General features: G+C 68.4%; 18 protein-coding genes. 12 read left to right on the forward strand and 6 right to left on the reverse strand.

The window, feature by feature from the left end:
* Positions 1-72: 72 nt before the first annotated feature.
* The 3 genes from ACFWW8_RS15805 to ACFWW8_RS15815 all read right to left on the reverse strand — a co-directional run bounded on the left by ACFWW8_RS15805 (position 73) and on the right by ACFWW8_RS15815 (position 3110).
* Positions 73-852 carry a carbohydrate ABC transporter permease gene (locus tag ACFWW8_RS15805; RefSeq protein WP_386528793.1) on the reverse strand — a complete coding sequence of 260 codons (780 nt, stop codon included), beginning with the start codon at positions 850-852 and terminating at the stop codon, positions 73-75.
* 62 nt (positions 853-914) lie between these two features.
* Positions 915-1727 carry a carbohydrate ABC transporter permease gene (locus ACFWW8_RS15810; RefSeq protein WP_386528796.1) on the reverse strand — a complete coding sequence of 271 codons (813 nt, stop codon included), beginning with the start codon at positions 1725-1727 and terminating at the stop codon, positions 915-917.
* Between the two features lie 213 nt (positions 1728-1940).
* A complete protein-coding gene (locus tag ACFWW8_RS15815) occupies positions 1941-3110 on the reverse strand; it encodes an extracellular solute-binding protein (RefSeq protein WP_386529000.1) in 1170 nt (389 codons plus the stop codon).
* 446 nt (positions 3111-3556) lie between these two features.
* Between ACFWW8_RS15815 and ACFWW8_RS15820 the strand changes: the two genes are divergently transcribed.
* Together ACFWW8_RS15820 and ACFWW8_RS15825 are read left to right on the forward strand one after the other, a co-directional pair.
* Positions 3557-5071: a glycoside hydrolase family 3 protein gene (locus ACFWW8_RS15820; protein WP_386529001.1), complete on the forward strand. Its 1515-nt coding sequence runs from the start codon at positions 3557-3559 to the stop codon at positions 5069-5071.
* Complete coding sequence (locus ACFWW8_RS15825; RefSeq protein WP_386528798.1) at positions 5068-6093, forward strand: N-acetylglucosamine kinase; 1026 nt, start codon at positions 5068-5070, stop codon at positions 6091-6093. Before ACFWW8_RS15820 ends, ACFWW8_RS15825 begins: the two co-directional genes overlap by 4 nt.
* A 1-nt stretch (position 6094) precedes the next feature.
* On the opposite strand, the gene ACFWW8_RS15830 is transcribed toward ACFWW8_RS15825, so the two are convergent.
* Both ACFWW8_RS15830 and ACFWW8_RS15835 read right to left on the reverse strand, forming a co-directional pair.
* Positions 6095-6685, reverse strand: a complete 591-nt coding sequence (locus ACFWW8_RS15830; RefSeq protein WP_386528800.1) for a helix-turn-helix domain-containing protein — start codon at positions 6683-6685, stop codon at positions 6095-6097.
* A gap of 152 nt (positions 6686-6837) precedes the next feature.
* Entirely contained in the window at positions 6838-8418 is a 1581-nt protein-coding gene (locus ACFWW8_RS15835; RefSeq protein WP_386528802.1) for a glycoside hydrolase family 10 protein, read from the reverse strand.
* A gap of 279 nt (positions 8419-8697) precedes the next feature.
* Here ACFWW8_RS15835 and ACFWW8_RS15840 point away from each other — a divergent pair, with 279 nt between their 5' ends.
* From ACFWW8_RS15840 to ACFWW8_RS15875, 8 genes are all read left to right on the forward strand, one after another.
* Complete coding sequence (locus tag ACFWW8_RS15840) at positions 8698-9888, forward strand: anhydro-N-acetylmuramic acid kinase (protein ID WP_386528804.1); 1191 nt, start codon at positions 8698-8700, stop codon at positions 9886-9888.
* A 250-nt stretch (positions 9889-10138) separates the two neighbouring features.
* Positions 10139-11725: an ABC transporter substrate-binding protein gene (locus tag ACFWW8_RS15845; RefSeq protein ID WP_386528807.1), complete on the forward strand. Its 1587-nt coding sequence runs from the start codon at positions 10139-10141 to the stop codon at positions 11723-11725.
* Between the two features lie 76 nt (positions 11726-11801).
* The gene (locus ACFWW8_RS15850; RefSeq protein WP_386528810.1) at positions 11802-12728 is read left to right on the forward strand and encodes an ABC transporter permease; all 927 of its coding nucleotides are present in this window, start codon (positions 11802-11804) and stop codon (positions 12726-12728) included.
* Positions 12721-13650 (forward strand): ABC transporter permease, encoded by a 930-nt coding sequence (locus tag ACFWW8_RS15855; RefSeq protein ID WP_386528812.1) that lies wholly within the window; start codon positions 12721-12723, stop codon positions 13648-13650. The genes ACFWW8_RS15850 and ACFWW8_RS15855 overlap by 8 nt, the downstream gene beginning before the upstream one ends.
* 7 nt (positions 13651-13657) lie before the next feature.
* Complete coding sequence (locus ACFWW8_RS15860; RefSeq protein ID WP_386528815.1) at positions 13658-14668, forward strand: ABC transporter ATP-binding protein; 1011 nt, start codon at positions 13658-13660, stop codon at positions 14666-14668.
* Positions 14658-15689: an ABC transporter ATP-binding protein gene (locus tag ACFWW8_RS15865; RefSeq protein ID WP_386528818.1), complete on the forward strand. Its 1032-nt coding sequence runs from the start codon at positions 14658-14660 to the stop codon at positions 15687-15689. Before ACFWW8_RS15860 ends, ACFWW8_RS15865 begins: the two co-directional genes overlap by 11 nt.
* Before the next feature lie 105 nt (positions 15690-15794).
* On the forward strand, positions 15795-17741 hold the full coding sequence (locus ACFWW8_RS15870; RefSeq protein ID WP_386529004.1) for an N-acetylmuramoyl-L-alanine amidase: 1947 nt from the start codon (positions 15795-15797) through the stop codon (positions 17739-17741).
* A 210-nt stretch (positions 17742-17951) separates the two neighbouring features.
* The gene (locus ACFWW8_RS15875) at positions 17952-19079 is read left to right on the forward strand and encodes a peptidase C39 family protein (protein WP_386528821.1); all 1128 of its coding nucleotides are present in this window, start codon (positions 17952-17954) and stop codon (positions 19077-19079) included.
* A 276-nt stretch (positions 19080-19355) separates the two neighbouring features.
* Here the strand turns inward: ACFWW8_RS15875 and ACFWW8_RS15880 are convergent, their stop codons facing one another.
* Positions 19356-19997: a helix-turn-helix domain-containing protein gene (locus tag ACFWW8_RS15880; protein ID WP_386528824.1), complete on the reverse strand. Its 642-nt coding sequence runs from the start codon at positions 19995-19997 to the stop codon at positions 19356-19358.
* Positions 19998-20096: 99 nt separating this feature from the next.
* Between ACFWW8_RS15880 and ACFWW8_RS15885 the strand changes: the two genes are divergently transcribed.
* Both ACFWW8_RS15885 and ACFWW8_RS15890 read left to right on the forward strand, forming a co-directional pair.
* Positions 20097-20903 carry a hypothetical protein gene (locus ACFWW8_RS15885; protein WP_386528827.1) on the forward strand — a complete coding sequence of 269 codons (807 nt, stop codon included), beginning with the start codon at positions 20097-20099 and terminating at the stop codon, positions 20901-20903.
* On the forward strand, positions 20900-21775 hold the full coding sequence (locus ACFWW8_RS15890; protein ID WP_386528830.1) for a MurR/RpiR family transcriptional regulator: 876 nt from the start codon (positions 20900-20902) through the stop codon (positions 21773-21775). Before ACFWW8_RS15885 ends, ACFWW8_RS15890 begins: the two co-directional genes overlap by 4 nt.
* The last annotated feature ends 26 nt before the right edge of the window (positions 21776-21801 follow it).

Consider the following 21801-nt stretch of genomic DNA (forward strand, 5'->3'; position numbering starts at 1 on the left):
AACCCTCCCCCCACGGGGCGCACGGTCGGACCGCGGGTCGGGGGGGCCGGACCTTCCGGCGTGGGGTGGGCCTCAGCCCTTGACCGCCCCAGCGGTCAGACCGCCGGCGATGTGGCGTTGCACCAGCATGAAGAACACCACGACCGGTACCGCGACGATCGTCGAGCCCGCCATGAGGGCGCCGTAGTCGGTGCCCTCGGAGGTGACGAAGTGGGTCAGCCACAGCGGGACGGTGTGCTTGTCCGGGCTTCCGAGCAGAAAATAGGCGAAGAGGTACTCGTTCCAGGCCAGGACCATGGAATACACCGTTGTCGCAATGAGCCCGGGCAGGGTGAGCGGAAGGATGATCCGCCAGAAGGCCTGCATCCTGCCGCAGCCGTCGACCATCGCCGCTTCCTCCAACTCTCGTGGCACCGACGCGATGAAGCCGCGCAGCGTCCAGACCGCGAAGGGCAGGATGAAGGCCAGGTAGGTGACGATCAGCCCGGTGACGCTGTCCGACAGGCCCACATCACTGAGCGTCAGGAAGATCGGTATGACCAGAGCGACGTGGGGAACCATCTGCACCAACATGACCACGGTGACGTAGACGCCGCGGCCGCGGAACCGGAATCGTGCGATGGCCAGTGCGGAGACGAAGGCCACGGGCACGGCCAGCAGCACCGTCATGCCGGTCACAAGAGCGCTGTTGCCCACTGCGTCCCAGAAAAGCGGATCCGAGGCCACCTTGGTGAAGTGCTGGAGGGTGGGCCGGGCCGGCCACAGCTGCGGGACAGCGGCGTGGATGTCCGGGCCGGGTTTGAGTGCCGTCGCAGCCATCCAGTAGACCGGGAAGATCCATACGATGGCCACGGCCAGTCCCACAGCCGTCCAGGCCATACCCCGGGGGCCGGCGCCCGTCGTTGCGGAGTCGCTCAAGGCGTGTCTCCGATCTTTGCGATCTGCCGCAGGTAGACCACCATCACACCCACGAGGAGCAGGACGGTGAGCACTGCGCCGGCCGATGCCATGCCGTAGTCGTGACCGGCATAGGCCTTCACGTAGGAGTAGATGCCCAGGGTGTAGTAGTCGGAGGCGGGGGCGCCGTGGCGCAGGATCCAGATTTGGTTGAACACCTGAAAATCCCAGATCACCGACAGCGTGGTGAGCAGTGCGAGCAGTGGACGCAGTACCGGAACGGTCACGTGCCGGAACAGCTTCCAGGAGCCGGCGCCATCCATACGGGCGGCTTCGACCAGTTCCGCTGGTATCTGCACAAGTCCTGCGTAGACGGTTACGGCGATCAGGGGGACGGCTCCCCACACCACAATGGCCGTAGCCACGGTGAGGCCGAGGGTGGCATCGCCGTACCAGTCGTAGGGGGTGACGCCCAGCGCCCAGTTGATCACCCCCGAGTTGTACTCCGTCATCCACGCGAAGATCTCTGTGGAGATGAAGGTGGGGACCGACCAGGCCAGTACGAGGGCGAAGACGATCGTGCGTCGGCACCAGGCGGGCACGCGCTGCATGAGCAGAGCGACAGCGACCCCCAGGAGCATGGACGCCCCGGCCATCACGGAGGTCAGGACCACGGTGCGCACGAGCACGGCCCAGAACTCCGTGTCCGCGAGCAGGTGCGCGTAGTTGTCCAGGCCGACGAACTCCGGTCCGGCGGGGCTGAAGATCTGACTGACACCCCAGTGCTGCACCGACAGGACGAGGACCTTCCCCAGGGGGTAGGCCAGCACACCGATGAGAACGAGAAGGGAGGGCCCGATCAGCAGGTAGGGGGTGCGGTCAGGACGGCGTCGCCGCGGCGGTGGAAGGCCTGGAGGCGGCGGTTTGCGGGGGTGGGTCCGGGTCAGGGTTTCGGGTGAGGGCACGGCTGAGGAGTCCTTGGGTCGTCGGGGCCGCAGCGCCTGCTGCGCGGCCTACGCGCACGATGGGGCGCTGCAGAAGGATCAGGAGGCGTTGAGCACCTCTTCGATCTTTTTGCCGTACGCAGTGGTGGCCTCTTCAGGCGTCGACTTCCCCGAGGCGATGTCTGCCAGCATCTGCTTGACGAGGTTCGCCTTCTCAACGGCGGCCCAGTTCTTCGCGGGCGGCACGCTCCAGCTGTTCTCCAGTCCCTTGAAATAGCCGGCGCGCTGCGGATCGTCCGATGTCAGCGTCATCGTGTTGGCGAGGAACCCGCCGGCCAGGAACTCCTTCTGCCGTTCCGTGGCTGTGAACTGCCGGACCCATTCGGTTGCCCACTGCTGGTGGCTGCTCTTGGCCGGCACGGCGAGAACGGAACCGCCGAGGTAGGGAGGGGCGATCTCGCCGTCCTTGGTGGGGCTCGGCATCGGGAAGGATCCGATCTTCTCCTTGAGAGCGGGGTCCCCCTCGGGGCCGAAGACCTTGGCCATCTGTCCATTGGTGCTGAAGGACATCGCGGCACGGCCTGCGGCCAGAGCAGGCGCTGCGCCGAGGTCGTTGGCGGTGCGGTCGCCGCGCATGCCGGCGTCCACGAGGGCTTTCCAGTTCTTCAGGCCGCTCAGGGAGGCAGGCGTTGACAGCTGCGACGCCCACCGGCCCTCCGCGTTCTGCGAGGCGATGGAGCCTCCCGCGTCGAACACGAACGGCAAGGCGCCATAGGGATGCTGGCCCGGCAGGAAGAAGGGGGAGAAGTTCGTGTTGTCCCGGTTCTTGTCCGCCAGTGCCCGCACCGCGTCCTGCAGCTCCTTCCACGTCTTGGGCGGCTGGGTCACTCCCGCTTCGGCCAGGAGGTCCTTGCGGTAGACGACGGCGCGCGTTCCGCCGTAGTAGGGCACGCAGAACAGCTTCTGCGCCACCGCACACGCGTCGACGAGGCCCTTCTGCCAGGTCGCACTGTTGTCGAACCGGGCGCGCTGCCTACCGAGGTCGATGAAGGCTCCCGCCGCGGTGTACTGCGCGGTCTCGCTGTTTCCCAGCTCGATCACGTCGGGGACCTTGCCTGCCTGCGCGGCCGCGTCGAACTTCGACAGATGGTCGGCCCATGCCTGGTAGGACACCGTGACCGTGACGTTGGGGTACTTCTTGCGGAACTCCGCGGTCGCCGACTCGACCGACTTCGGCCACAGGCTCTGCGCCTCCACCTGCAGCCACACGGTCAACGTGCCCTTGTCCTGAACACCGGCTTGGGATCCCGTACCGGGCGAGGAGGACGTGCAAGCGGTCAGGCACGCTGCTAGGCACAGCGTGACCACGGCACACGGAGAGAGGCGCTTCATCGAGAATCCTGTCTGAAGAGTCTGGGCAATGCTGAGGTCGGCCCGCTTGGGTCGCAGGGGAAGCCCCGGACGGCGGCGCTGTCGGTGGCCGCCGAGCCCTCGCCCCATGCGAAGGACGAGATCCGTGGATGGCCGACCCGGAAGGACGAGGGCAGATTCTCAACCCACCTCGCACGCGGTCCAAAGAACCCTCTGAAGTTCACCAGCGGTGAACCGTGCGTGGCAGCGGGCAGGTTTGACAGGGGCAAACTTCGAACGCCTCAAGGCGCGGGGCTCCACGTAGATTGCCGCGGGAATCCCCTCCTCCGACAGGGAAGACCACGATGCTCGGTTCCCTTGCGTACCACCCCGATCAGGAGCTGCGACGCCTCGCGGAGACGGTGCTCCAGCCGGGGTTCGACGGCACCCGCCCCCCTGACTGGCTCCTACGGCGCCTACAGGCTGGACTCGGCGGCGTCCTGCTCTTCGCACGTAACACACCCAGCGTCACAGCGACCCGGCACCTGACCGACTTGATCAAGGCCGAGAATCCCGAAGCGGTCATCGCGGTCGACGAAGAAGGCGGGGCGATCACCCGCCTGGAAGCAGGACGGGGCAGCTCCTGGCCGGGCAACGCGGCGACCGGCCGGATCGGCGATCCCGAGGTGACGCGGCAGCTCGCGGCAGACCTCGGCGCGTTCATCGCTCGAACGGGGATCTCGTTGAACTACGCCCCGACGGCCGACATCAACTCCGACCCTCTCAATCCGGTCATCGGGGTCCGTTCCTTCGGCACGCGCGCCCCGTCGGTGGCCCGTCATGCCGCAGCCTTCGTCCGCGGAATGCAGTCCGCGGGAGTAGCCGCGTGTGCGAAACACTTCCCCGGCCATGGCGACACCGCAGTCGACTCCCACCTGGAACTTCCCGTGTTGCGGGCGAGTCGTCAGACGATGACGGAGCGGGAACTGGCACCCTTTCGCGCTGCCATCGCCGCCGGCGTCCAGGCCGTCATGGCAGGTCACCTTCTCGTACCGGCCTGGGACGGCGCACGTCCGGCGAGCCTGAGCCCCGCACTCCTGGATGGACTGCTGCGCAGCGAACTGGGCTTCCAGGGCGTGATCGCCACGGACGCCCTGGACATGAAGGCTCTCGACCCCTCCGCCTCCCTTCCCGGCCTCGCCCTCCAGGCGATATCGGCAGGCGCGGACCTCATCTGCATCGGCGCGCGTCTCCTGGACGAGGAAGCACTTCTCGCGATGCGTGACCGCATCGTCGGGGCGGTCACCCTCGGGGAGTTGCCCGCCGAGCGCCTCGCCGAGGCGGCCGGACGCGTTCGACGATTGGCCGTGTGGCAGCGCGCCGCCGCGTCCAAGGCCGCCGACAGTGCCCCGGCTGCACCGCGGACACATGCCGGTGCAGCCGCGGAGCGGGCTCTGGATGTCACCATCAACCTGGCCCGATATCCCTTCCCTTTGAGGCAGCCGCCCGTGGTCATCACTCTCGACGTACCTCCACCCACCGCGGCCGGACCCCGCACAGCCTGGGGCATCGGCGCCCTCCTGACCCAACGGATGAAAGGCACCGTGTCGGTGATGATGCGTCAGGGGCAGGACGAGGACACACTGAGCCCCTACCTCCATGACCACCAGCGCCCCCTGGTGATTGTCGTACGCGACCACCCGCGGGATGCGTGGGCCCGCCGCGTCCTGGAAACGATCGTTTCGCGGCGTCCCGACGCCGGCGTGGTTGACATGGGCCTGCCCGGTGCCTCCCGCCCGGGCGCCTGGCACCTGGCCACCTACAGCCCTTCGGCCGTTTCCGCCCAAGCCGCCGTTGATCTGATCGCGGGACGCCGATGAGCACCCCGCCGGGCTCGCCCCTGATCCTCGGTGTCGATGCAGGGGGCACCAGCACCCGCTGCCTGATCATCGGACTGGACGGACGCGTACGCGGGCACGGGCGCGCGGCGGGCGCGAACCGGTATTCCAGCGCCGACCCATTCGCAGCGCTGAACTCCGCCATGGACTCCGCGCTGAACGACGTCGACCGGCGCCGTGTCGTCGCGGGCCACATCGCCCTCGCCGGTGCAGCCGGGGCAGACCTGCCCGGCCTCCAGTCCCAAGCCGCCACCATGTGGCGGGAACTGGGCATGCAGGGTTCCCTCAGCGTCGGTGACGACCTGGCCGCAGCCGTCGCGGCCGGCACCGATGCGGCCGACGCCCTCCTTCTCCTCGCCGGAACCGGAGCCATCGCAGCCGCATACCGGGGGCATCAGCTCGTCGCCCGCAGCGACGGATACGGGTGGCTCCTGGGAGACGAGGGATCAGGCGTGTGGATCGGCCGCCAGGCCTTGACCCGCACCCTGGCCGCACTCGACGGCAGAGGCCCTCACACAGGGCTCACCACTCTCGTCACCGAGCACCTGCAGGTTCGGCCACAGCCATGGAGGACCCCCACCGACGTGGGACGAGACATCGTCACAGCCGTGCACGCCGAGCCTCCAGCCGCCATGGCACGCCTCGCACCCCTGGTCGACGAGACGGCACGCCGTGGTGATCCCGTGGCTGGTGCCATCGTCGAAGAGGCGGCGGGCCTGCTCCTCAACACGCTTCGCGCCGTACAGGAGGCCGCCTCGGTGGAAGACGCCCGGATCCCGCTGGTGCTGGCGGGCGGGCTCCTCACCACCGGCACATGTGTGGCCGAAGCCGTGGAAACCCGCCTGCGGGCACACGTGCACGGGCCGCTGTACAGAGCCGGAGACGGTGCGGCCGGCGCGGCCGCCCTGGCTCTGCGTCATCTCCCCGGGCACCACCTTCCTCCCGCTGCCTTGCCGCGCCTGCATCGGCTGATCATCGGCCGGGGAGACGAGAGGGCAGGGTAGGTCAACCGACGAGGAGGAAGGTGGTGCCCGCCTGCAGGGCGGTGAGACGGTGACGGCAGGCCGCGTCGAAGTGGATCGACTCTCCGCCGTGCAAGAGATGACGGCGACCGTCGATCTCGGCGCGCAGCACACCGGACAGAACATGACAGAACTCCTCGCCCGCGTGCCGTCTCATGGCGGCGTGGTGGGCTGGTGTGCCCTCACACTGACGGACCGTGAACCCGCCCCCGCCCTGCCCGGTCAGGTGTCTGCTCCTGCCCACCTCCGGAGGAAGCCCGAGCACCGGGCAACTCGGCGACCGCGTCGCGAACGCCCCCTCACGCCGACCCGCAGGCCACGAGAACGTGGCGTCCGTGGCACCGAAGACCGCGGCGATACGGACCAGCGTGTTGAGCGTCGGGTTGCAGCGGCCGCCTTCGACCTGGCTCAAGTAGCCCTTGGACAGGCCACTGCGGTCGCTGACCTCACGCAGGCTGAGTCCCGCACGCTGACGCGTCCACCTGATGCGCTGGCCGACGACGACGGCCGCAGAACACGCCTTGTCGGGTTCCACGTCCAGGTCCAGCTCACGAGCGGAGATGTCGGCGGACAAGGGAGAGGTGTGGGGCATCGGTGACTCCGCACGTCGGAAGGAGGGGCTCTGCTTCAAGCAGAGCCCCTGTCTCCCCCTTCGTACATGCCTCTCCGTGCCTGTTCACCAGTGGTGAACAGGCGGGCTGTGGGGTGGCGCTCCGACGGTAGGGCTCAGCGGGACAGGCGCATCGCGGCACTCGGTCGGCTTTCGCGGCCGACGCGGTCGACCGCGGTGGCCACGTACCAGGCGCTGCGGGTGCCCGCCGGGTCCTGGAATCGGCCCGCCGATGCCGGCACCAACGCGGTCAGGTGTTCGGCCGAGAGGGGTGGGCGGGGGCCGGGGTTCCTGTCGTACCGGTACACGGCGAACTGGAAGGGGCGGCGCGTCCCCGGGCCATGGCCTGCTGTCAGTCGCAGGCCGCTCTCCCCGTGCCGCGGGGGCAGGACGAGGGGGCGCGTCGGCGCCGCGCCTGAGGCGAGGCGGGGCAGGACGGGGACCAGGGCCGGGCGCTGCCAGTGGTCGGCGGCCATGCGCGTGACGGAACCCAGCCGGTCGGCCCACACGTCCTTGGCACTGAAGAGGATGTCCCCGCTGATGGCATCCAGTGTGCTGTTGAGGGTGAGGTGACGGGACAGCTCCGCGGGGTCTTGCCATGGAGCCGGCTGACCTGTCGCGCCGGCCTTGTAGACGGACTGGCCGATCCACAGCTGGGTGCCGGTTCCCGTGGTCTGAGCGGCCCACCAGGGCGCGAGCCGGCCGTAGTCGGCCACGGCGAGGCCGATGTTCCAGTACAGCTGGGGGGCTATGTAGTCGAGCCAGCCGTTGTGGACCCAGCTGCGGGTATCGGCGTGCAGGCCGTCGTAGGACTGGAAGGCGGTGGTGGCGGAGCCCGCCGGATCGCTGGTGTCGTTGCGCCAGACCCCGAAGGGGCTGATCCCGAACGCTGCTTCGGGACGGGCGGCGCGTACCAGGTCTCTCATCTCGCGCACCATGAGGTCGACGTTGTGGCGCCGCCAGGCGGCGCGGTCCGGGAAGCCGGTGCCGTGGGCGGTGAAGGCCGCGTCGTCCGGGAAGTCCTGGCCCGCGACCGGGTAGGGGTAGAAGTAGTCGTCGAAGTGGACGCCGTCGATGTCGTAGCGGTGGACCGCGTCCATCATGGCGCGCTGGCAGAACTCTCTGGCCTGCGGGACGCCCGGGTTGTAGTACAGCTTGCCGCCGTAGGAAACGGTCCATTCCGGGTGCAGCCGGGCGGGATGGTCCGGGACCAGCCTGGTGGGGTCGGGCTGCATGGAGACGCGGTACGGGTTGAACCAGGCGTGGAAGGCCAGGGCCCGCTCGTGAGCGGCGCGGACCATGAATTCCAGCGGGTCCCACCCGGGGTCCTGGCCCTGGGTACCCGTCAGCCACTGCGACCACGGCTCCAGCGGGGACGGCCAGAACGCATCCGCGGTCGGACGGATCTGGACGAACACGGCGTTGACGCCCAGCGTGCGTGCACGATCGAGCTGGCTGATGAAGTCGGCGCGCAGGCGCTCGGGGCTCAGTCCGGGTGCACCCGGCCAGTCGATGTTGACCACGGAGGCGATCCACAGACCACGCAGTTGGTGCTGTGCACCGGCGGGCGGGGTTGCGTGTGCGGGCGATGCCGCTGCGAGGACGCCCGTTGCCGCGGCGGTGGCAGCGCCGATCGCGGCCATGAGCTGTCGGCGGGAGAGGGCGTGGTTCGGGGATCGTTGGGGCGACGGGGCCATGCGCGTACTCCAGTTGCCACGGTGCGGAAGGGGGGTGCGACGCGGTGCGGAGCCGGCGGGATCTGTCGCGGCTTCGGGGTGGTCGGCGCGCTCACTGTGCCCGTGGACCCTGAAAGCTCGTCAATGCCGTTGACGCTGTCGGGCCTGAAGTCCTCTGGCGGTGAACTTGCAGTGCGGAGATCGCCAGTGCGGGCACGGCTCCATACCGTGCGACTTCCGCACACACGCGGGAACAGGTCGAACCTCTCCGCCGGCAGTCCACGTTGCAAAGGGGCAGCAGTGAAAGTCCTCGGAATGATCTCCGGTACCTCGCACGACGCCATCGACACGGCAGTCGTCGAGCTGCATCTGACGGGCGACGTCCTTCAGGCCCGCGTCCTCAGCACCGGGGCGACCCCCTACTCGAAGGCCCTCCGCAGCCGGCTCAGGCACTGCCTTCCTCCACGCCCGACCACGGCAGCAGAGCTGTGCCGGCTGGACACCGAGGTCGGACGTGCGTTCGCCGACGCGGCGGCGGTGGCCGCCGCCGGGGTGGGGGGTGTCGATGTGATCTGTTCCCACGGCCAGACGCTCTTCCACTGGACACGGGAGGGAACGGTGCTCGGTACCCTGCAGATCGGACAGCCGGCGTGGATAGCCGAGCTGACCGGCACTCCCGTGGTGTCGGACCTGCGGGTGCGCGATGTCGCTGCCGGGGGACAGGGGGCTCCCCTGGTCGCCCACCTGGACACGTTGCTCATCAACGGCATGCAGTCGCGGGGCGAGGCCGTGGGGCGAGCAGGGGCGCTCAACCTCGGCGGCATCGCCAACCTCACCGTGGCTGCGACAGTGGGCGATCCCCGTACCCGTGCCTACGACGTGGGACCCGCGAACGCGCTGATGGACGCTGCCGTACTGGCCGCGACGGGTGAGCCCTTCGACCGTGACGGTGCCCTCGCCGCCCGGGGGGCGGTCGACGACGCCCTGCTCAGCGCGTTGCTCGAAGAGGAGTACTACGGACTGCCGGCTCCCAAGAGCACCGGCAAGGAACTCTTCAACGAGGGGTACCTCGAGCGGGTACTGCGGTCCCGTGGGAGTGTCGCGTTGCCCGACCTGCTGGCAACGCTGGCCGCGCTGACCGCACGTACGGTCGCGGACGAGATCGTCCGGCACGGCCTCGACACGGTCATCGTCTCGGGCGGTGGCAGTCACAACCCTGTCGTGATGGGCGCCTTGGCCGCGAGGTTGCCTCACGCCAGGTTGCGGTCGAGCAGCACGATCGGGGTGCCCGGCGACGCCAAGGAGGCCATCGCGTTCGCCGTGATCGGTTGGCACACCTTCCACGGGCTGCCCGCGACGCTGCCCGACTGCACCGGGGCAACCGCAGCGCGCGTCCTGGGCGCGCTGACACCTGGCGCCGGGCCGCTGACGCTGCCGCAGGCGCTGTCGACGGCGCAGGCGCCCACCCGGGCCGTCTTCACCTCTGCCTGAGACGTTTTTCCGTGCGGTTCACCTTCGACGTCTCGGCGATGTCACGAAACAGCCCATCGACATCCTGTCGATCGCCGGTCGTCGACGGTGCTCCTACGGTGATGGCCACGTAGGACGGCGGCGCCTCAACCGAGCGGGGCGTCCGGCCTCGGCGCACGCACCATTCCCCGGCACAGCCTTCCCACACTGCGGTGGGATCCGAGAGGAACAGCGGCACATGACTCACCCCCGGAACAGAACACTTCCCATCTTGCGACCTCTGGCGCTCGTCGCAGTGCTCACCGTGGCCGTGAGCGCCTGCAGCGGTGGTACGAAGAACCCCGGAGAGGGTTCCGGCAAGCCCGGCGGCACCTTCTCCGTCGCTTTGACCGAGCCGGACCATCTCATACCGGGGCAGACGACCAGCAGCTATGCACTGCAGGTCATCCAGGGGCTCTTCGACTCACCGATGACGCTCGATCCCAAGGACGGGCACGTTGTCCCTCTCGCCGCCCAGAGCGTGACGTCGCCGGACCAGCAGCACTGGACTGTGAAGTTCAGAGACGGTGCCGTCTTCCACAACGGGGAGAAGGTCACCGCGCAGAGCTTCGCGGACGCCTGGAACGCCGCCGCCTTCGGCCCCAACGCCTGGGAGACGAACTACTACTTCGCCCAGATCGAGGGCTACGACAAGCTGAACCCGGGGGAAGGCCAACAGCCCGCGGCCGACAAGCTCTCGGGACTGAAAGTGCTCGACGAGACGACACTGCAGGTGGACCTCAACACCCCCTTCAGCCAGTTCCCGATGATGCTCTCCTTCCCGGCGTTCGCTCCTCTGCCCAAAGCGGCCTTCACCGACACCAAGGCTTTCGATCTTCGCCCCGTCGGCAACGGCCCCTTCGAGATGAACGGCGACTGGCAACACAACCAGAAGATCTCGCTCAAGCGCGCCGCCTCGTACAACGGGGTGCGCACGCCGCGGGCCGACGCAGTCGAGTTCAAGATCTTCACGAGCAAGGACACCGCCTTCACCGAGCTGCAGGCCGGCAACGTCGACATCATGACCACCATTCCCGCGGCGCGGGCGGCGGAGGCCAAGCGGAGCTTCGGCAAGCGCTACTCCGTCAGGCCCAGCGGGGCGATGGACTACCTCGGCCTGCCCCTGGGAGACAAGCGGTTCGCAGACCCGAAGCTCAGACGAGCTCTGTCGATGGCCATCGACCGCGAGGGCATCACCCGGGCCGTCTACAACGGCGTCTTCACTCCCGCCGACTCCCTCGTCGCGAAGATGATTCCCGGACACCGTCCCGGTGCATGCGGGGAGACCTGCACGTACAACCCGGCCAAGGCCAAAGCGCTCTTCGACGAGGCCGGAGGACTGTCCGGCCCGCTGGAGCTGTACTTCTCGAACTCCGACCCCACCTATGAGCAGTGGATGACAGCGGTCGCGAATCAGTTCAAGCAGAACCTGGGCATCAAGGACGTCGTGTTCCGCAAGATGGCCAACGCCGACCTCGGCCCCCTCCTGAACGAGCGCAAGAACACCGGCCCCTACCGGCAGAACTGGGTCATCGACTACCCGAGCATGCAGAACTACCTCGATGGCCTGTTCAACGCAGACAACCGCATGGGCTGGAGCAGCGAGAAGTTCGACGCTCTCGTCGCTCAGGGCAACGCGGCTCCGGAAACCGACGTGGGCCCCTACCAGAGCGCCGAGGACATCGCTTTGCAGGAACTGCCGCTGATCCCGCTGTGGAACTGGCAGGACCAGTCCGCCTGGAGCGCCAAGGTGGGCAGCGTCGTCATCGACCCCTACGTCACCGGCCTGCACCTGGACAAGGTCACCGTCACCTCCTGATCACCGGCCGGTTCGACACCCGCACATCTCGTCGGCCTCCTCACCGGGGCCGACACCGGACACAGGGGCGGCTTCCATGGGCAGATTCATCGCCCGGCGCCTGCTGCACGCGATACCCGTGCTGCTGGCCACCACTTTCCTCATCCACACACTTGTCTTCGTCCTGCCCGGGGACCCCATCCAGGGACTGGCCGGCGACCGCCCGGTTCCGCCGGCGGTCCTCGCCGAGCTGCATGACCGCTACCATCTCGACGACCCCCTCCTCGTTCAGTACGGCAAATACCTCGCAGGGCTCCTCTCGGGTGATTTCGGTACCACCTTCAGCGGGCAGCCCGTCGCCGACGTGCTGGCCCAGCGCTGGCCCGTCACGGTGAAGCTGGCACTGACCGCCTGGTTCTTCGAGACCGTCCTGGGCATCGCCCTCGGTGTGTGGGCCGGTCTGAACAAGGGCCGGTGGGCGGACAAACTCGTCCTGGCCGGCACAACGGTGGTGATCGCCGTACCGGTCTACATCGTCGGCTACCTGGCACAGCTCTTCCTCGGCGTGCGTCTGGGCTGGTTCCCGGTCTCCGGCGGGGAAGACGGCTGGCCCACCGCCTACCTGCTGCCGGGACTCGTCCTCGCTTCCTTCGGTCTGGCCTACGTCGCCCGCCTCACCCGCTCCTCCCTGGCGGAAAACCTCCGTGCCGACTACGTCCGCACCGCCGACGCGAAGGGCCTCAGCCGGCGCCGTGTCGTCATCAAACACACGCTGCGCAATTCGCTCATCCCGGTGGTGACGTTCCTCGGAGTCGAACTGGGCTCCCTCATGGCCGGTGCCATCGTCACCGAGTACATCTTCAACCTCCCCGGCGTGGGCCAGCAGGTGTTCCAGTCCATTCAGCTGCGCGAAGGGCCCACCGTCGTAGGCATCACCACCGCCCTGGTCATGGTCTTCGTCCTGGCCAATCTGCTGGTCGACATCCTGTACGGCCTGCTCGATCCGAGGATCCGACATGCCTAGCCCCGCGCCGGTTCCCACACAGGACCTCCTCCTGCCCTCCCCCGCAGCCGGAGCGCCCGACACCGCGGCGCCGGCGTCACTGAGCAGGGACGCATGGCGCGAGCTGCGCGCCCGGCCGCTGGTGTGGGCCTGCCTGACCGTCATCGCGTTGATCGTTGGCATGGCTGTCCTCCCCTCCCCCTTCATCTCCCTGCTGACGAACGACAACGGTCGATGTGAACTGGTGAACTCGAAGATCGGCCCGACGTCGGGCCACCCGTTCGGCTTCGACCTGCAGGGATGCGACTACCTTGCGCAGGTGGTTCGGGGCAGCCGCCCCTCCTTGGTCGCCGGCCTGGCCGTGACCGCCGGCGCCCTGGTGCTGTCGATCCTTCTGGGTTTGTTCGCCGGCTTCTACGGCGGTTGGCTCGACAGCCTGCTCTCGCGCGTCACGGACGTCTTCTTCGGGCTGCCCTTCATCCTCGGAGCCACCGTCATCCTGGTGGCCTTCCCCGATCACGGACTGGGCGCGATGACCCTGGTCCTCGTGGCCCTCGGCTGGACAACGATGACGCGCGTCATGCGTTCCCAGGTGATCGCCGTCAAGGACAGCGACTACGTCCGGGCGTCACTGATGTGCGGCGCACGGCCCGCACGCCTGATGTTCCGGCACATCCTGCCCAACGCCATCACCCCCGTGGTCGTGGTGGCCATGCTGAACATCGGCAACGTCATCTCCGGCGAAGCAACGCTCGACTTCCTCGGTGTCGGACTGCAGTACCCCCAGGTCTCCTGGGGCCTCCAGCTGAACGCCGCACAGAGCTACTTCCTCGACCATCCCCATCTGCTGGCCTTCCCCGCGTTGCTCCTCTCCGCAACCGTCCTCAGCTTCATCCTGTTGGGGGACGCAGTTCGGGACGCCTACGACCCGAAGCTGAGGTGAGGGCCAGATGCCGGCCGATCAATCCCCCAAGGCACCGCTCCTGGAGGTCGACGACCTCCACGTGGAGTTCCGCACCCCGCACGGCGTCGTCCAGGCGGTCAACGGACTGAGCTACACCCTGCATTCCGGCGAGACACTGGCGCTGCTGGGCGAGTCCGGATCCGGTAAGTCCGTGGCCGCGCAAGCCGTCATGGGTCTGCTGCCCACCCCTCCCGCGTACATCACCCGCGGGCAGATCCGACTGCACGGCAGCGACCTGCTCCAGCTGAGCGAGGGCGACCACAGGAAGGTGCGCGGCAGCCGCATCGCCATGGTCTTCCAGGACGCCCTGTCCGCGCTCAATCCCGTCCTCACCGTAGGCGACCAGATCAGCGAGATGTTCCGCGTGCACCGCGGCATGGACCGGCGCGAAGCACGCAGGAAGTCCGTCGACCTCATGGACCGAGTCAAGATCCCGGCCGCGGCCCAGCGCCTGGACGACTACCCCCACCAGTTCTCCGGAGGAATGCGCCAACGAGTGATGATCGCGATGTCCCTCGCCCTGGAGCCCGAGGTCGTCATCGCCGACGAACCCACCACAGCGCTGGACGTCACCGTCCAGGCCCAGATCATGCGGCTGCTGCGCGAGCTCCAGCAGGAAACCGGCATGGGACTGGTACTGATTACCCACGACCTCGGCGTCGTGGCTTCCGTCGCCGACCGGGTCACCGTCATGTATGCAGGGCGAGCGGTCGAAGAGGCCGAGACCCCCGAGCTGTACGGCGACGCCCGCCACCCCTACACCCGCGGCCTCCTCGACTCCATTCCCCGCCTCGACCGCCTGGACCACGCTCTGATGCCCATCCCCGGCTCACCTCCGGACATGGCCCATCTCCCGACCGGCTGCTCGTTCCACCCACGATGCCCGCGCACGGCACCCCCCTGCACACAGCGGCGACCCGATCTCCTCCCCGTCGCAGGCGCCCATGGTCACCGCAGCGCGTGCCACTTCTCCCAGGAGGTGCGCCATGGCACCTGACATCCACGGCGATGACCCGATCCTGCGCCTCAACGGCGTGACCAAGCACTATCCGCTGACCCGCGGAATCCTGTTCAAGCGCCCGAGCGGTGCCGTACGCGCCGTAGACGGCGTCGACCTGGAGCTCCGCCGCGGAGAGACCCTCGGTCTGGTCGGTGAATCGGGCTGCGGCAAGTCCACCCTGGCCTCGGTGATCATGGGTCTGGAATCGCCCACCGCCGGCACCGTGACGATCGACGGCCGTGACCTGTCACTGATGGACCGCAGGGAACTCCAGTCGATGAGACGGCGGGTCCAGATGGTCCTCCAAGACCCCTACACCTCCCTCGATCCACGCCTGACCGTGGGCGAGATCATCGCCGAGCCACTGGTCATCCACCCCGGCACCGCCCCCCGGGCACGCCGCGAACGCGTCGCAGAGCTCTTGCAGATGGTGGGGCTGGACCCCAGCCACGGCAAGCGCTATCCGCACCAGTTCTCCGGAGGACAACGCCAGCGTGTAGGAATCGCCCGCGCCCTGGCGCTGGGCCCGGACCTCCTCGTCTGCGATGAACCCGTCTCGGCACTCGACGTGTCCGTCCAGGCGCAGGTTCTCAACCTCCTCGCGGACCTTCGCACGCGCCTGGGTCTTGCCTGCCTGTTCATCGCCCACGATCTGGCCGTCGTGCACTACCTGTGCGACCGCATCGCGGTCATGTACCTGGGCCGGATCGTGGAAACGGGAACGCGGGCGCAACTGCACGGCAGCGCCCACCACCCCTACACCCGCGCCCTGCTGTCAGCCGTTCCTCTGCCCGACCCCACGGCGAGGCATCACGGGGAGGAGATCATCCTCGAAGGCGATCTGCCCTCGCCGGCCGCGCCACCGTCCGGCTGCCGCTTCCGAACGCGGTGCCCCTACGCGCGGCCACGATGCGCCGCGGAGGAACCTGAGCTGACGGTCAGACCTGGCACCAGCCATCCCACGGCCTGCCACTTTCCGCTGGCTTCACCCGTCCCGGCGGCACTGACCCCGCCGTGACCCCGGTCCTGGAGAAGACCCGCACCGCTTCCCCTCGAGCACGAGACAAGGAGCACCACTGTGTCCACCCCCATCAGAGCCCGTACGGCTCCGCCGCACGGCCGCATGCGCCTCGCGGCACTGGCCGCTCTCGCCTCCGCCGGACTCCTTCCGGCCTTGCTGACCGTCCCCCTGGCGCAGGCCGCCGAGCCCGCCCCGGGGGAACGGGCCCGAGCGTTCACCGCGGCCTCCAAGCGCTACCACGTACCCGAATCGGTACTTCTGGGCGTCTCCTACCTGCAGAGCCGCTGGGACGCTCACGGCGGATCGCCCAGCAGCGACGCCGGGTACGGTCCGATGCACCTGACCGACGCCCGCGGCGCCCTGGCAGGCCTGCCCCACCACAGCGAAGGCGGCGAGGACCCTCGCGGGCAGGACGAGAAGCTGCCGCGCCGCGTCGATCACCCCGAAATCGACCCCGACTCGCTCCAGCCCGAACTCCAGACGCTGACCCAGGCGGCCCGCCTCACGGGTCTGTCCGCTGATGCCTTGAAGAACGAACCGGCGGCGAACATCGCCGGTGGTGCCGCTCTGCTGGCCGCCCACCAGGCAGCTCTGGGCGAGCCCGCGAGCACGGACCCGGCTGACTGGTTCGGGGCTCTCGCCCGCTACTCCGGAGCGGCCGATGAGGAGACCGCCCGAGCGTACGCCGACGAGGTGTTCGCTGTCATCGCCGAAGGCCCCGAGCGGACCACCGACGGAGGCGGCGGAACCGTGAAGCTGCCTTCCGCGCGCGTGGCTCCCAGGACCGAGCAGCTGGCCAAGCTCACGCTACGGGCGTCGGCCGCCGGTGCTGAATGCCCTCGCAACCTGGGCTGTGAGTGGATCCCGGCGCCGTACCAGAAACTGTCGGAAGAACCCGGCGACTTCGGCAACCACGATCTGTCGGACCGGCCGAACAACCAGAAGATCGACTACATCGTCATCCATGACACCGAGGCGACGTACCCGGTCACGCTGAAGCTGGTGACCGACCCGACCTATGTGTCCTGGCACTACAGCATGCGCTCCGCCGACGGTCACATCGCCAACCACCTCAAGGCCAAGGACGTCGGCTGGCACGCCGGTAACTGGTACGTCAACTCCAAAGCCGTGGGCATCGAACACGAAGGCTTCCTCGCACAGGGCGGCCAGTGGTACACCGAGGCGATGTACCGCCGCTCCGCGCGCCTGGTGCGCTACCTGGCCGACAAGTACGACGTACCCCTGGACCGGGCTCACATCGTCGGGCACGACAACATTCCGGGCACCGTCGCGGCGAACGTAGGAGGCATGCACCAGGATCCGGGCCCCTATTGGGACTGGGCGCACTACTTCGACCTCATGGGGAAGCCGTTCAAGGCCCAGGGAAGCGAACGGAAGTCCGCTCTGGTCACCATCAAGCCCCCTTACGCGGCGAACACCGAGCCGTACTACTGCGGCGACAACGGTGAACCCTGCCCCGAGCACGGCTCCGCCTCGATCACCCTGCGCACCGAACCGCGTGACGACGCTCCGCTCGTCACCGACATCGGCATCCGCCCCACCCCTGGGACGTGGTCCGTCTACAATCACGCGGCGCGAGTCAGCACCGGTCAGCAATATGCCGTCGCCGAGCGCCGGGGCGACTGGATGGCCATCTGGTACCTGGGACAGAAGGGCTGGTTCCGCAATTCCCACAGCAAGCCGACCGCCGTACCGGCACGCGGCATGACGGTCGTCGCCAAGCCCGGCAAGACATCCGTTCCCCTTTACGGCCGCGCATATCCGGAGCCGGCCGCCTACCCGGCGGGCATTCCCGTCCAGGCGATCTCCCCCCTGCAGTACGTGCTCCAGCCGGGCCAGCGCTACAGCGTCGGACAGCGGGTCAACGGCGAGTACTACCATTCCAAGACCTTCGACCTCGAGTCACACACGGTGGTGCGCGGCGAGAACGTGTATTACCAGATTCAATTCGGCCACCGCTTCATGTTCGTCAACGCCGAAGACGTCCTGGTAGTCCCGAGCTGGCGCCCCGTTCCGACGAGGGGATGATCCCGGTACCGTGGGCGTCGGCGCTTCATGCCGACGCCCACGGGCCGTCGCACATCAGAGAGAAGCAGGATGCATAAGTCAGGCCACAGCGCTACCTCGCAGGCCGGCACACGCGGTGCTCCCTCTGCCGTCGGAACACCTGCCGTCAGCCTCCTACGCCGCTGGGATGACGGGTCCGCATTTCGTGCGGGCGACCTGAAGGGCCTGGCTGTGGCAGAGGGACGCGGGCAGTTCGCCGGGCGCAGCGCCGTGGTCTGGCGCTCGGCAGCCGGCCGGTCCCTCTACGCCGACCCGTTCGGTCACGGCGCCGTGGAATGGGAGTACGCGCGCTGGACCTCGCGGTGGACGGATATCGGTTTCGAGGCGGCGGAGCTCATCCCGTCATGGAGCGCGTACACGCCCCTGGGGAGCAGCCTCTCCGTGCGCGTTCAAGTGCGCGATCCGGACGGTCTCGAATCCGACTGGTTCACACTCGCCCATTGGGCTGCTGATGATCAGGTGGTCCACCGCACCACCGTCCCCGGGCAGGCGAGTCCCTTCGGTTCCGTCGAGGTCGACACCCTCATCGCCGCTTCGGGCCGCCTCTTCGGTGCGTACCGGCTCAGTGTCGATCTTCTGAGGGCCCCGGGTTCCGAGGATTCGGCGGAGCTCTACAGCCTTTGCCTGCTCGCGTCCGCGCCGACGGAGCCTGTGCCGCGTGCGGTCAGCGGACCTGGGGGCGCCAGGGGAATGGTCCTGGATGTGCCGCAGCGGTCGCAGGAAGTTCACACGGGCCACTGTCCCCAGTACGACGGCGGCGGTGAGGCCTGGGCAGGGCCGGCCTGCACGGCGATGATGGTCAGCCACTTCGGCCGCGGACCGGGCCCGGCTGAACTGGCATGGATCGACCCCGGCGACCCGGCCCCCGACGTCGACTTCACCGCGCGCGGCGTATACGACTATGCCTATCGCGGCTGCGGCAACTGGGCGTTCAATGCCGCCTACGCCGCACGCTTCGGCCTCGTGGGCTTCGTGACACGGCTGCCGTCGCTGACGGAAGTCGAACAGTTCATCAGTGCGGGGATCCCGGTCGCCACCGCTCAGGCGTTTCGTAGCACCGAACTCACGGGCGCGGGCTATTCGACCGCCGGCAACATCATGGTGGTGTGCGGTTTCACCGACGCCGGGGACGTCGTGGTGAACGACCCTCTCTCCCCGTCCGACGAGGCGGTCCGCCGTACCTATCCGCGCGCTGATTTCGAGCGGGTATGGCTGGTTGGCGGTGGCGGGGCCGTCTACATCGTTCACCCGCCGGAGGCTGCACTTCCGCCTCGAACAGCCAGCTTCCCCTGCTGGTAGTCGATTGACGCGAAGGAACCCTTTCGAACCGAAAGGGTTCCTTTCGCATGCCCGCCGGCACCTGGATCGACTTGCGGCCCTCGGGTTCGTTTCAGCAACCTCGCCCGACCGATCGAACCAGAGCGCAGCCTATTCATCATCACCACGATGCGTGGACGTGCGGTCGTCAATTCAGAAAACCATCTCGACGTTTTGTCGATCGCCCTCCACGAGGTCGGCTTCGTAGCGTGGCGTGCTGTGAACCTTTCATCACACCACCAGGATTCCCGCATCCGGTCACACGCGCCGCGGAGCACCGGCTGCGGGGCCGGCCACCACCAGGAGGAACCGGCCGTGCGCGTCCAGAGCGGCGATGCGGTGCGGGACGCCACCGTCGTAGTGGAGCGTTTCCCCCGCCTCCATCACGAACCGTTCGGCCCCTACCTCGGCTTCGACTTGACCAGCGAGGACCACGCACAGTTCCTCGCCCGCGTGCGTGGTGGGAAAGGCGTGGTGGGCAGGGGTGCCTTCGGCGAGCACCGCCTCGAAGCGGCGGGATCCGATGCCGGTCAGGGGGTAGGTGCGCCCCTCTCCGGCCGGCCACTGCCTGCTCTCCCTTGCCGGACGGTGGGTGGTGACCAGCGGCGGGGTGAGACTTGCCCGCCCAGGGGCCGGGGGGCCGCCACCAAGCAGGACCGACAGCGGGGTCTCGACGGCTTCTGCCAGCCGCTGGAGGGAGTCCAGCGTCGGGTTGGCCTTTCCGGATTCGAGCTGGCTGAGGAAGCTCTTGGACAGACCGCTGCGCTGGGCGAGTCCGTCCAGCGTCAGGCTCAGTCGGATGCGGGCGGCCTGCAGGCGGGTGCCGAGCCGGCCGGCGGCCCCGGCTCCCGGCCCCTCAGGCCGGACGACCGACTGCCGTCGTGCGTGCGCATCCTCCATGGAAGCTCCCTTCAGAACAGCGCAAGTGGTGAGCGCTCGCGACGTGGCCGTGATCTCACGCTACAAGTCCTCTGTCCGCTCCACCCCCAGGGATCAGCTGTGGAAAAACTGCTCGGTTCGTCGCCGCCGGCGCTGACTGTCGGCCCACCGAGAGGCCCCGAGGATCTGGCCGCCTTCAGCACGCTCTACCAGGAGGTCTTCGCCACGCTCCCGGGAGACTCGCTGACGCCCCGCCTGTTGGCGGCGTTGCATGCTCACAGCGGACTGGTCATCGGCGCCTGGGAGGGTCGGCGGCCGGTCGGGTTCGTCTACAGCTTCCTCGCTCGCACGCGAGCGCAGGAGGGACACCGCCTCTATCAGTACTCACAGGTCGCCGCGGTCGCCGCCGACCGGCGCGGCGCGGGGGTGGGACGAGCACTGAAACAGGCCCAAGCCGGTGCCGCCCTGGCATCCGGGGTGGACCTGGTCAGATGGGCCTTCGACCCTCTGCGGGCCGCCAACGCCCACTTCAACCTGGACGTCCTGGGTGCGACCACCCACCGCTACGCTCCCGGCTACTACGGCGACGCCGCGGCCGGACGCGACCAGGGACTGGCCACCGACCGGCTCATCGTGGACTGGGAGCTGCCTGCGCGGGCCCGGGATCAGCGGGACTGGCCCGAAGCCCCCGTGCTGCCCGCCCTCGCGGGACACGTGGTGCACGGTGCGGAAGGACGCGCGTACGTCACCGTCCCTGACAGCTGGCCGGCGCCTGCCCTGTTTCAGCCGGCGGAGGCAAGACAGCTCCAGGAGGAGGTCGGACAGGGCCTCTCGGAGCTTTTCACCGCCGGATATACGGCGGTCTCGTGCCGGCGCATACGGCCGGGGACAGCAGCCTACCTACTGGTCAAAGACGTGCGCCGATGATCGCCGGATACGCGTCGTTCTGGTCCGAGCCCCTCGAGCTGCTGAACGACGCGGCGGAGAGCCTGGGGGAGGCCGAGCGCCGGCTCACCGAAACGCTGACCGAGGACTACCCCCACTCTCTGCTTCGTTCGTCGAGCGAGATCCTGGAAGCGGCCGGTGCCTGCCATCGGGACCTGCATCGCCTCCTGTCAACCGCAGGGTTCCGTGACCTCGGTGAGCTCCACGCCCGGGTGACCGAGCGGCTGAACTCGCAACTGCGCAGTCCCACCGAGCGGTTCCAGACGAGGCTTCGTCCGGCGGCCCGGGCAGGACTGGTGCAACGGATGGCCGAGCACGAGGCAGCAGGCGTGACGGCCACTCTGGCCTACCTCGACGACAGCGGCGCACTCGAGCTGGCCGCCTCCAGCATTCTGGCTGCTCGTCGCCGCTTCGTGATCGGTGAGGGCAAGAGCAGCGCGTTCGCCCAGATCCTCGCAGCCGACCTTGGTTCCGTTCTCAGCAACGTATGCCTTCTCGGGGACGCGGACCGGCGGCTGGACGCATTGACGGATGCGGGAGCGAACGACCTCGCCATCGCCGTGTCGCTGCGCCGCTACGACCGCATGACCGTCCAGCTGACCGAGTCGCTCGCCCGGCGCGGCGCCTCTGTCATCGCCGTCACCGACAGCCAGGACGCGCCCCTGGCGTCCACAGCGGATCTGGCGCTCGTCGCCTGCACCCGCAGCACGTCGTTCGTCGACTCACCCACTGCCGTTGTCGCCGTGCTCCACGCGTTGGCCACGCTCGTCGCCGCCCGCTCCAAAGCGGCGCAACGGCGGCTGGAGCGTCGTGAGGAGGCCCACCGGCTTCTCGATCACTACGTACGGCCCTGAGTCCGCCAGTCGATCAGGAGTTTCCT

Origin of the sequence: Streptomyces sp. NPDC058701 (assembly GCF_042715295.1) — a bacterium.
In the GTDB taxonomy this organism is placed as follows: domain Bacteria; phylum Actinomycetota; class Actinomycetes; order Streptomycetales; family Streptomycetaceae; genus Streptomyces.

Bases quoted from the DNA above. Each gene is read 5' to 3' on its own strand.
- ACFWW8_RS15820 (WP_386529001.1), top strand. From the start codon at position 3,557: ATGCTCGGTTCCCTTGCGTACCACCCCGATCAGGAGCTGCGACGCCTC.
- ACFWW8_RS15825 (WP_386528798.1), top strand. From the start codon at position 5,068: ATGAGCACCCCGCCGGGCTCGCCCCTGATCCTCGGTGTCGATGCAGGG.
- ACFWW8_RS15835 (WP_386528802.1), bottom strand. From the start codon at position 8,418: ATGGCCCCGTCGCCCCAACGATCCCCGAACCACGCCCTCTCCCGCCGA.
- ACFWW8_RS15850 (WP_386528810.1), top strand. From the start codon at position 11,802: ATGGGCAGATTCATCGCCCGGCGCCTGCTGCACGCGATACCCGTGCTG.
- ACFWW8_RS15855 (WP_386528812.1), top strand. From the start codon at position 12,721: ATGCCTAGCCCCGCGCCGGTTCCCACACAGGACCTCCTCCTGCCCTCC.
- ACFWW8_RS15860 (WP_386528815.1), top strand. From the start codon at position 13,658: ATGCCGGCCGATCAATCCCCCAAGGCACCGCTCCTGGAGGTCGACGAC.
- ACFWW8_RS15865 (WP_386528818.1), top strand. From the start codon at position 14,658: ATGGCACCTGACATCCACGGCGATGACCCGATCCTGCGCCTCAACGGC.
- ACFWW8_RS15870 (WP_386529004.1), top strand. From the start codon at position 15,795: ATGCGCCTCGCGGCACTGGCCGCTCTCGCCTCCGCCGGACTCCTTCCG.
- ACFWW8_RS15880 (WP_386528824.1), bottom strand. From the start codon at position 19,997: ATGGAGGATGCGCACGCACGACGGCAGTCGGTCGTCCGGCCTGAGGGG.
- ACFWW8_RS15890 (WP_386528830.1), top strand. From the start codon at position 20,900: ATGATCGCCGGATACGCGTCGTTCTGGTCCGAGCCCCTCGAGCTGCTG.